Source organism: Chitinophaga sp., from assembly GCF_036569125.1.
Lineage (GTDB): Bacteria > Bacteroidota > Bacteroidia > Chitinophagales > Chitinophagaceae > Chitinophaga.
The window spans coordinates 1-11,518 of record NZ_DATCRF010000474.1; the positions used below are offsets into that span (position 1 = coordinate 1).

General features: G+C 47.3%; 5 protein-coding genes. All 5 read left to right on the plus strand.

Going from position 1 to position 11,518, the window contains the following annotated elements:
- A partial coding sequence (locus VIM87_RS17665; protein ID WP_331998280.1) for an outer membrane beta-barrel family protein occupies positions 1-1,681 on the plus strand: 1,681 nt, incomplete at its 5' end.
- A gap of 260 nt (positions 1,682-1,941) precedes the next feature.
- Positions 1,942-6,072, plus strand: coding sequence for a hybrid sensor histidine kinase/response regulator transcription factor (locus VIM87_RS17670; RefSeq protein WP_331998282.1), 4,131 nt, complete (start codon positions 1,942-1,944; stop codon positions 6,070-6,072).
- Between the two features lie 331 nt (positions 6,073-6,403).
- Positions 6,404-7,474 carry a LacI family DNA-binding transcriptional regulator gene (locus VIM87_RS17675; RefSeq protein WP_331998283.1) on the plus strand — a complete coding sequence of 357 codons (1,071 nt, stop codon included), beginning with the start codon at positions 6,404-6,406 and terminating at the stop codon, positions 7,472-7,474.
- Positions 7,475-7,571: 97 nt separating this feature from the next.
- Complete coding sequence (locus VIM87_RS17680) at positions 7,572-10,451, plus strand: SusC/RagA family TonB-linked outer membrane protein (protein WP_331998284.1); 2,880 nt, start codon at positions 7,572-7,574, stop codon at positions 10,449-10,451.
- A 17-nt stretch (positions 10,452-10,468) separates the two neighbouring features.
- On the plus strand, positions 10,469-11,518 hold a 1,050-nt coding region (locus VIM87_RS17685; RefSeq protein ID WP_331998285.1), incomplete at its 3' end, for a RagB/SusD family nutrient uptake outer membrane protein.

Consider the following 11,518-nt stretch of genomic DNA (forward strand, 5'->3'; position numbering starts at 1 on the left):
CGGTAACCTGGAACAATCTGCCAGCGCCTCGCTGAGCAACGTTAAAGGCAAGATGGAGCTAAGCATGAACCTGAATGCAAGTAACCAGCGCGAAAGAATAACCTCCACACTTAACCGCACTTCTTTATCCAACGGACAACCAATAGGAGAATTACTGCAAAAGGATGAGGTTACGCAACACGATCGTGGCGTTTTCGGGGATCTGGGCGTTACCTACCGGGTTGATTCCCTCCAGAAGATCAGTACCAGCCTCACTTTCTGGAACGGCGCCTGGCCCTCGAACAGCAACCTGTATAACTTTTACCAGGACAGCAAAGGCGCCGCCGTCTATAATCAGCAGAGTAACACAGGCAATCACTCCGGTTACTATGAATGGTCTGCCGTTTATCAGAAGCTGTTCCACCGCAAAGGGCAGGAGCTGCAGGCCCTGGGTTCTGCGAGCTTCAGCAAAGATCGTTCAGTATATACCACGCGCCAGTATACCTTGGCGGGCAAACCTTATTTTCTTGAAACAGGGCCTAACAACAGTAAGTCCTGGGATCTTAACCTGCAGGCAGACTATACACATCCATTGAATTCGTCCGGTAAAAATGTTATTGAAACCGGCCTTAAATTTAGCAGGATGAGCGCCAACACGTCTTACAGTGCACGGAACAATGAAAAAGATCCCGGTAGCGACAAGCTCCTGGAAATCCCATCCCGCTCTGATGAAATGAAGTATTTTCAGAACATTTACGCAGCATATGCAAGCGTGAAATTTGAGACCAGGAACAAATGGACCTTCCGGACCGGCCTTAGGTATGAAGGAACCGGGATTGGGGGCGACTTTCAACGGATGCCTTCTTCTTTCCGCTCCACTTTTTCCAACCTGGTGCCCAGCGTACTGCTGTCCAAAGCCCTCAATGAGCAGCACGATGTGAAGGTTGCCTATACAGAGCGTATCAGGCGTCCATGGATCTGGGACCTGAATCCCTTTGTAAATGCAAGCGATCCACGCAACCTGAGCTCGGGCAATCCCTTGCTGCGGCCTGAAACCACCAGAACGCTGGAGTTTGGGTATAACTACGTTGCCAGATCCGGCCTCTCGCTGAACAACAGTATTTACTTCAGTTCAAACAGCAATGCCATTGAAATGCTGACAATAGTCGATAGTCTGGGTATCTCCAGAACATCTCCCAGTAACATCGCCTCCAACAAACGGTTAGGCGCAAACGTAAATGCTGCCATGGAGATCGGCGACCTCACCGTTAACGGAGGCGTAGAGCTTTACCAGGTATGGTTTAACAGCAATGCGCTGCAGGTTAAGAACAGCGCAGGTTTCTATGCAGTTAATTTAAACCTGTCCTATGCACTGCCAAAAGATTTCACCCTGCAGGCTTCGGGCGACTACAATAACGGCTACATAACGCTCCAGGGGCGAAATTCAGGCGCCTGGTCTTACAGCTTCACTGCCCAAAAGGAATTCCTGAAAAAGAAAGCCAGCATCCTGGTAGGGGTATCTAACCCTTTCCAGAGAAGCCTGTTACAATACGCCAACGCCACTGCGCCCAGCTTCCGGAGCACAACATCCAGCCATTACTTCAACCGGAGCTTTCACATCACCTTTAACTGGAAATTTGGATCGCTCAAAGCACGTGACAATGATGAAGTAAAGCGAATGCCTCCCAGAGGGCGGTATTAGTCTGTTTTGTATAAAAAAAAGTCCTATTCAGCTAAATATTTGTACATATTTAGCGTTAAGTTTGATCTATCAGCCATAATTATATGCGCAGGCAATTATTAATACAGCGTAGGTACCGGTTGCCTGTATAGGGATGGAATGATCGTCTTAAAAATACGCTCTGTTTGCTGGGTCATATGAGATCGTTTTTTGAAAAACTAGCCTGCCTCGCAGTATGCTTTCAGTTTCTTACCTGGTATCCGTCCTTTGCCGGCAATCCGGTGAGAACCCGTCTTGGAATTGAGCAGGGCCTGTCGAACAATTTTGTACGATGTATCTACCAGGACAAAAATGGTTTTATGTGGTTTGGCACCTATGACGGCCTGAACCGCTATGATGGATATGAATTCAAGGTCTTTAGAAATAGTTTCAGGAACAGCCGGTCACTGATCAACAACTGGATCAATGCCATCAGTGAAGATCCCCAGGGCAATTTATGGATAGGCACCCGGCAGGGGGCCTGTGTGTACCAAAGCCAGTCTAACACCTTTTCCTTTCTTTATTATTATACGCCTGATAAAAAAACGGAACAGCTAAAGTCGGTCGTTAAGGATATTGAAGCCGGCCAGCAGGGCAATATGTTTGTTGCTACAGCCGGCAAAGGCCTGCTCTTTTTCCCCAAAGGCGGGAACGTTGCCCGCAGCATACCGTTTGAGAATAATGCCAGTTCCCCCTATGAGGTTACTGCAGTAAAAGCAGCAGATGATAAGCATGTATGGTTCTTTGCCGCTGATAAAGGCCTGTGTGTTTACGAGTATAAAACCGGTAAGGCAAAGCTTGTAAATGCCGCCATCAGGTCAGCCAATTGTATTGAGGCTGCAAATGGTTATTTATGGCTGGGAACAAATGACGGATTGTACCGGTACAACATCACCTCCAATTCCTTTGACAAAGTTTATAATGAAGGGAATAAGAAATTAAGCTATAATGTTGTTGCCGGCATCACCGCAGGTAATAATAATGAGCTGTGGATTGCCACCAATGGTGGAGGGGTGGTTATCCTGGATATGGAAACCGGTGAAACGCAGTTTTTATCGGATGCCAGAGAGCCGGATGCATTATCGAGCAATGCTGTTTATTCCATTTGGATTGACAAACAATCCAGGAAATGGATCGGCTGCCTGAGAGGGGGTATTAATGTGATTGATCCCAATAAAGAGCGTTTTCAGAATGTTGTTGCCAATCCTGCTGCCGCCAATACCCTGGTCAGCAATTATATTTTATCGTTTTACGAAGCGCCCAATAAGGATCTGTGGATAGGTACGGACGGCGCCGGCATAAGTATCTGGAACAGGAGCGCGAACTCATTTACGAATTACCGCCACAACAGCGGGGATCCCAATTCATTGAGCGATAATTTTGTGACCGGCATCCAGTCAGACGCTCAGGGCAATACCTGGATCGCTACTTACCGCGGAGGCGTAAATCGTTTTGACAATGGAAAATTTGAACATTATAACTGTGTTGACCCGGACCATCCTGCGCTTGCCTTACATCCCATAGGCTCCAATCTCCTGGAAGATGCGGAGAAAAATATCTGGCTAAGCACCCAGCAATATGGCCTGTTCAAATTGAACCGGCAGAAAAAGGTTTTTGAATTGTTTGATGGCAGGCTGAAGGACCTGTATTCGTTGCGGGAAGACAGGGATCATGTTTTTTGGGGCGGCGGCATGAATCACCTGGTTAAAATAGATAAGGCCGGCCGGAAACATGTTGCCTATTTCATTGGTAAGCCGGTAAGTGTTATCCTGGAAGACCATGCCGGCAATTTTTGGCTTGGTACCGAGGGTGGGGGATTAGTGCTGTTTAACAGGAAGCAGGGGAAGATCACTGCCCGGTACACTACGGAGGAAGGGCTTTGCAGCAATTCGGTGTTAACCATCCTTGAAGATGCGGCAGGTAACCTGTGGATGGGTACTTTTAACGGCATTGCCAAATTCAATCCCGCGAACAAAACATTCACCAACTATTACCAGGGCGATGGATTGCAAAGCAACCAGTTCAATTATCATGCTGCATTAAAATTACGCACCGGCGAAATGGCCTTTGGCGGCATCAAGGGGTTTTCTTTGTTCCGCCCCGGGAACGTCACAGTAGTTAACGGCAATCCGAAAGTTTTTTTAACAGATGTAAAAGTTGCCAACACGCCGCTTGAACAGGATCCTTTACTGAACATCCAAAGCGGTTCCAGCCGGATTGAGCGCATCAGGGTTCCCTATAATAAAGCGGTGCTTTCATTTGAGTTTGCAGCGCTGGAGTATTCGGCCCCGGATAAAATTCAATATGCCTATTACATGCAGGGCTGGGATAAAGACTGGATCTATTGCGGCGATGCAAGAAAGGCGGCTTACAGCCATCTTTCCGAAGGTGCCTACACCTTCAGGGTTAAGAATACCAATGCCGGGGGCCGGTGGAGCACGGAAGAGGCGCAGATTAAGATCATTGTGCTCCCTCCCTGGTACAGAAGCTGGTGGGCATATTTGAGCTATGCGGTAATGATCGGCGCAGCCATTTATTTTTATCTGCGGTACCGCGCAAATCGCACCAGGCTGCAATACGAGGTGAAAATAGCAAAGCTGAATGCCGAAAATGAACGCCTGGAAAAGGAAAGGAGCCTGGCCGAATTAGCGGTGGAGAAGTCGGAGCTGGAAAAGGAGCGGGCGGAAAGGGAAAGGGAACATGCTGAACGTGAAAGGGAAAGGATCCTGAATAAAAGAGAGCGGGAGATCAATGAACGGCAGATCGCTTTCTTTACCAACATCTCCCACGAATTCAGAACGCCGCTGACGTTGATCATTAATCCTGTAAAGGAGCTGTTGGAGAAAAACAGCAGTGAGCAAAAAAAGAACGCTGAGCTGAATATTGTTTACCGCAATGCAAGGCGCATGCTGAGTCTTGTTGACCAGCTGCTTTTATTCAGGAAAACGGAGAGCGGCCTGGATAATATAAGACCCTCCAGGTTAAATCTTCGCGATCTGGCATATGAGGTGTATGTATGTTTTATACGGCAGGCAGAAGCGCTGCGCATTGATTACGTTTTTGATTGCCCCGATGAGCATTTGGAGGTTTATGCGGATAGAGAGAAGCTTGAGATTATCTTGTACAACCTTCTTTCCAATGCAATAAAATACACGCCTGCAGATGGCAGTATAAGATTTTTGCTGGAAGATTCCCCCGGAAATGTGGTGATCCGGGTTGAGGATAATGGCGCAGGTATCCCATCCGGCATAGGAGAGAAGATCTTCGACAAATTTTATAAAGCTGAAAGAACCAAAACGGGTTCCATGGAAGGCTTTGGGATCGGCCTTTTCCTGGTAAAGCATTTTGCAGAACAGCACCATGGAACTATTTCCTACGAAAGTGAGGAGGGATGTGGAACCACCTTTACCTTAAAGCTTAAAAAAGGGAAGGCGCATTTCGGGCCGGATGTTAGTGTTGCTGAAACAGCAGCAGCACCCCGGCTGCTGGAAGCCCTGAAGGACGAGGTTGAAACCGGGGAAAATGCAGCAGCAGAGGAGCCCTTAGCGGAGCTGATCTCTGAAAAGCAATCTATCCTGGTCATAGACGATGATGAATCCATCCGGCAATACCTGGCCCGTTTATTTAAAGACACCTATATAATATACCAGGCGGTGAACGGCGAAGCCGGTTTAACTATGGCGCAGGATTATTTACCCGATCTGATCATCTCAGACATTCACATGAACGGGATGAACGGGATTGAGCTTTGCAGGGCTGTGAAGGAAAACGAGCAGCTGAGCCATATCCCGGTTATCCTGCTTACCGGCGCTACCTCCGAAGAGCTTAAGCTGCAGGGAGTGCAGGGCGGGGCAGATGATTATATTGTAAAACCCTTTGACAGTAAGCTGGTGCTTGCGCTGGTGGCCACACTTTTAAAGAACCGCAACGCCCTGCAGAAGTATTTTTACAATGAAATAACCCTCAATAAAAGCGATTTCAAGGTTTCTCCCGGGTATAAGGAGCTTTTGGACAAATGCATTTCCATTGTTGAAAGGCATTTAAAGGATAAGAACTTTAGTATTCAAACGTTGCTCAGCGAATTGGGCATGAGCCATTCCAACCTGCTGCGTAAAGTGAAATCAGTATCCGGCCAGCCGGTGAATATCTTCATCCGCTCCATCCGCCTCCGGAAAGCCGCGGAGCTTTTTATCAATACCGATTATAGTATCAAGGAAACTGCCTATGCCGTTGGTATCAGGGATATCAAATATTTCCGGGAGCAGTTCAATAAGCTTTTTGGTATGAACCCCTCTGAATATGTAAAGAAGTACCGCAAGGTTCACGGAAAGCAATATACGGTTGACAAGGGATCCATTAATCCCGGTAACTAAATGGATTAAGTAAAAGAAGGCAGGTGGCCAGGCTGTCAGGAACTTTTCCCGTTCAGGCGCCCAATATTGTCAAAACGACAGTTTATTTTCATCTCGGGATATTTGACTTCACAAAGCAATTACCGTCCCTTTAAAATACGGTTAGCCCGCATTCCCCGGTTTATAGCCAGCATAGGCTTGGATTTGACGGATGCACCCCCCTTTTTGGGAGTATACCCCCCTCCTGAATTTCCCCGGAGATTTACCTTAAACCGGTAGATTTACGCTGAATACTGATACGCTCCACTTAATCGATTAACAAAAATTAACGGTGTACCTGATTGCCGGCTAAATGAAAAAGAAGATCTCCATACACGACATAGCCAAGGAACTTAATCTTTCAGCCGCCACCATCTCTTTTGTATTGAATGGCAAGGCGGATGAGAAAAAGATCAGTGAGGATGTTCGCAGAAAGGTGTCGGACTATATAAAAAAGGTAGGCTACCAGCCGAACATGGTAGCAAAAAGCTTACGGACAGGGAAGTCCAATATTATAGGAATGCTGGTGGAGGATATTTCCGACCCGTTCTTCTCCGGTATTTCCCGGGGAATTGAGTCCATTGCATACCATCATAAGTATAAAATATTCTTTGCAAGCACTGAAAATGATACGGAAAAGACAAAAACACTGATAAAAGCATTCCGGGAGCGGCAGGTAGATGGATATATTATGGCGCCGCCTTCCGGCGTGGAGAATGAAATAATGGCGCTGATGGAAGATAATGTACCGGTGATCTTTTTTGACCGTTACCTGCCTGCGCTTAATACCAGCAGTGTGATCATTGATAACTATTCCGGCTCCTACCAGGCAGTGAAACATCTGCAGGAGAATGGTTATTCCAACATTGCGTTTATAACGCTGAACTCTGAGCAAACGCAGATGCATGCCCGCCTGCAGGGCTATAACAAGGCTATGGAAGATAGCCTGTGCGGGCCCATTGTGGCTAAGCTTCCCTATGAGCTGAGCCACCGGGAGGCGGCGGAAAAATTGGTGCAGGAGTTTATTAAGCAGCACCACGGCATTGACGCCATCATTTTTGCAACCAACTATCTGGCTATAAACGGACTAAAAGCGATCAGGGACCTGGGATTGGCAATACCGGAGAATATTGCAGTAATAGGGTTTGATGATAATACCCACTTTAATTTATTTTCTCCTTCCATCACGGCAGTAGCGCAGCCTATTGAAGAAATTGCACAGGAAGTAGTGCAGCAGCTGCTCCATGCCTTATCAGATGAAAAGGAAAGTAAAAAGCGAAGAACAGTAACATTGCCGGTTAAATTAATAGTAAGGAATTCTTCATTTCCCAAGACACAAAAGGAAGTTGTTCACACAGAATCACCAGTTATGAAGAACGGTTAATCGATTAAATAATCAATCAAAATTTCACGTATGAGTTGTAGGGTAAAAATGCGGTTTTTACCCTAACAGAGATCTTTTGTCTTTATAAATGTCCACTATGAGAAAAAATCTAACCGCAGGTGTCCTGCTACTTTCTGGTACCGGAAGGCAAGTATACCGCAGGGTTAACTTAGGCTTCCTGGCTGCCATTCTTTTCATGTTCTCTGCTGCAAAGGCACAGGTTGCAGATACAACAAAGGCCGGTACCCAATTGGCAGCTGCCATGGATACGTCAAAAGCTGCTGCAGTTGTTCCAATCCTTTATGGGGAACAAGCCAAAAGCAGTTTGCTGCAGTCGGCAGCAACCGTTTACACCAATCAATTAACCACAACGCCAAGCCCGCAATTTCTGCAGGCTTTACCTGGCCGCATACCCGGTTTGAACATCACTTTCGGAAGCGGAGGCCCGGGCCTGGACGGGAACGGGATGAGCTTCAACATCCGCGGGGCAAGGGCACAAATTATTTTGATCGATGGCATTGAACGCGGCTACCAGTCCATTGACCCGGAACAGATTGAATCTATAACGGTGTTAAAAGATGCGCTTTCCACCGTGATGTTCGGCCAGCGCTCCTCCTACGGGATCATCTCCGTCAGAACAAAAAAAGGAGATGTGGGCAAACCCCGTATATCTTTCACCGCCCAATCGGGTTTTGAAACCCCAACCGCCCTTCCAAAACCGCTGCCAGCCTGGCAATACGCCACGCTGTATAATGAGGCTAAGCAAAATGATGCGGGCATTACACCGGTGGCTCCCCAGTACACACAGGCTCAGATCGATGCGTATAAAGATCATACGGATCCCTACACCTATCCGGATGTGGATTGGTACAATACCGTGCTGACCAAAAGAGCCGGTGTAACCCGTTATAATCTCAATATACAGGGGAGTGGAAAAGGCTTCAGGTATTTTGTTGACCTGGATAACATGAAAGAAAAAGGGATCATCAGAACCAGCAGTGAAAATAAGTACAACACAAATGCGGAATTAAACCGGTATGCTTTGCGTTCGAACGTAGGCGTTGACGTAACGCCTGTAACGTTTGTACAGCTGAACCTCTTTGGCCGTTTTCAACGTTACAACCAGCCGGGTGGTGGTGTTGCCGGCATTTTCTCTTCCTTGTTAAATACGCCGCAGCTTGCCTATCCGGTGTTTAATCCTGATGGAACATTTGGCGGCAGCGATAAATACCAGGGCAATGCCAATATATGGGGGCAGGCCGTTGCCCGTGGTTACCAGTTTCAGGATGTAAGGGATATTGCGGTTGACCTGGAGCTTACGCAAAAGCTGGATGTGCTTACAAAAGGCCTTGTGCTAAAAGCAAAAGCCTCCAACAACAATACTGCTTACTATACAACCAAACGGGACAAAAATTTTGAAGTATACCAGTATTTAAATGATACTTATACCAAGTATGGATCTACGACCGAACAAACAACTTCCGGAACGTTGAATGACAGGTACCGCATTGTATACCTGGAAGGGTCGCTTGGTTACGACCGCACTTTTAAAAAACATGCTGTTTCCGTACTTGCGGTTGCCAACCAGCAAAACCGGCTGGCATTTAATACCACAAACCTTCCTGAAAAATACACCGCCTATTCCGGTAAATTGAACTATAGCTTCAATGAAAAATACATAGCCGAAGCGGCCGTTAGCTATGGGGGCTACAACTGGCTTGCACCATCAAAGCGTTGGGCAGCTTACTGGGCCGGGGGCATTGGCTGGAACCTGCATAAGGAAGCATTCATTAGCCGTAACCTTCCTTTTATCAGCAACCTGAAGCTGAGAGCAAACTATGGATTAACCGGCCAGGTAAACGCCGGCTACTTTTCGTATATCCAAACCTATTTCAATAACGGCAGCTATTGGTTTGCCTCCGGTTCCTCACTCGAAAGAGGCGCAGGGGAGAATGCCATTGCCAATGCAGGCCTGGCGCCTGAAAAAGCAAAGAAATTGGATGCCGGCATTGATCTTGGTCTGTGGAATAACAAGCTTACAATAACCGCTGATTATTTCTTTAATAAGTTCTATGATCTTGTTGCGGCGCCTACCCTGGTAACCGCCGTATTTGGCGCAAGCTACCCACTGCAGAACTATCAGCGCTTCAACTATTGGGGTACAGATATTTCCGCCACCTGGCAGCAAAGCATAAAAGCGTTCAGCTATTTTGTTACCGGTAATTTTTCGCTGGTTCAGTCAAAAGTGGTTTATAATGCAGAGCTGCACAAAAGCTACGATTACCAGGTTACCACCGGAAGGCCGGTAGGGCTGCAGTATGGTTATACCGCAATTGGCTTGTTCAAATCCTACGATGAGATCAATGATCCTGCAGTAGCAGTGATGCCCTCATCTCCCAAATCATCTTTGAGGCCCGGCGACATCCGTTATCTTGACCGCAACAATGATGGTCAGATCACAATAGATGACCAGAGCCCCATTGGCAATGCAAAACCCACCATCTATTATGGGCTCAATACCGGCTTTAGCTTTAAAGGCCTTGATCTTTCCATACTCATCCAGGGTACATTGAACCGGGAGAGTTACCTGAACGGTGATTTCATGAACGGCTTTGGGAACAGCGGGCAAAATAATGCCTATGAGTATAACCTGGGCCGGTTCACCGCGGCCACCGCTGAAACAGCAAAGCAGCCGAGGTTGTGGCTGGGCAACAACACGAATAATACGCAAACCTCCTCCTTTTGGATCAAGCAGAATGATTTTGTGCGGCTTAAAAACGTAGAGATAGGTTATACGTTCCCTGAGAAATTATCCCGCAGGATCGGTATCCCTTCAGTGCGCCTGTTTGCCAACGGCCTGAACCTGCTTACCTGGGCAGAGATCCATGACGTAAGGAAGGACCTGGATCCGGAGTCCTGGGGCGCTGCCTATCCCATTATGAAGATCTTCAATTTTGGTATCAACATTAAATTTTAACGGTAATGTATTGTTGTATGAAAAAGAATTATGGCTGGTACGTTCTTATTTTCATTGCAGGCATCCTTGCCGTATCATCCTGCAAGAAAGCATTTGAAGACAAACCGCTTGAGCTGCTTACGATAGATTATATTTTCGATGAGACCGATCCTACCGGCGACCAGGCATATAAATGGGTGAACAATATATATTCGAAGATCCCTTCCGGGTATAACCGGATGCTGGGCGGTTCCAGCTGGGGCGTTAGTAGTTCGCCTAGGGGTAACATTTCCCTGGTGCCATTGGAATGCTTTTCAGACGATGCTGTTCCAAGCGGCGATGGAAATGAGGGCTGGAATATTATTCGTGGCGGGTACAGTCCTGTTGCCACGTTTGATGATAACTGGGGCAATTGTTACAGCGCTATAAGGGCCGCAAATATTTTCCTGAATAATTACCTGAAGGTTCCCTGGGCCGATTCATCCCGCAAGGTATGGCTGCCCAACGAGGCGCGCGCACTGAGGGCTTATTTCTATTACGAGCTGATAAGAAGGTATGGCGGTGTGCCGCTGGTGGGTGATAAGGTATACGATTCCAATGATAAAGAGCTGTTGAATTTAAAACGCAGCAGCTTTGAAGAGTGCGTAAGCTACATTGTATCGGAGCTGGATCTGGTTAAAGACAGTCTCCGTCCCGATGCTTCCCTTGCCGGCAGGGCAACTGATGCTGATTACGGTAAAATGCGTAAAAGCATCGTACTGGCCATTAAGGCCAAGGTACTGCTGCTGGCAGCAAGCCCTTTGTTTAACCCGTCATCAAGCCCGGGCAGGTCTTATACCGGTTATGCTGCTTATAGTGCGGAAAGATGGAAAGCAGCTGCAGATGCAGCGAAAGCGGTGATGGACCTTGGTATTTATGACCTGGAGCCTAACCGCTACACGCTCATAATGGCAAGGGCAAACAAGGAGCATATTTTCTTCCGGATGAGCGATCCCCGTATTGACAATGGATATGCCTATTACATGTCTCCGCCCGGATACAAGCCCGCCAACCGCAATAGTGAAGGCCGTGTAAGCCCTACACAGGAA

Coding starts and splice junctions, on each gene's coding strand:
- VIM87_RS17675 (WP_331998283.1), top strand. CDS start 6,404: ATGAAAAAGAAGATCTCCATACACGACATAGCCAAGGAACTTAATCTT.
- VIM87_RS17680 (WP_331998284.1), top strand. CDS start 7,572: ATGAGAAAAAATCTAACCGCAGGTGTCCTGCTACTTTCTGGTACCGGA.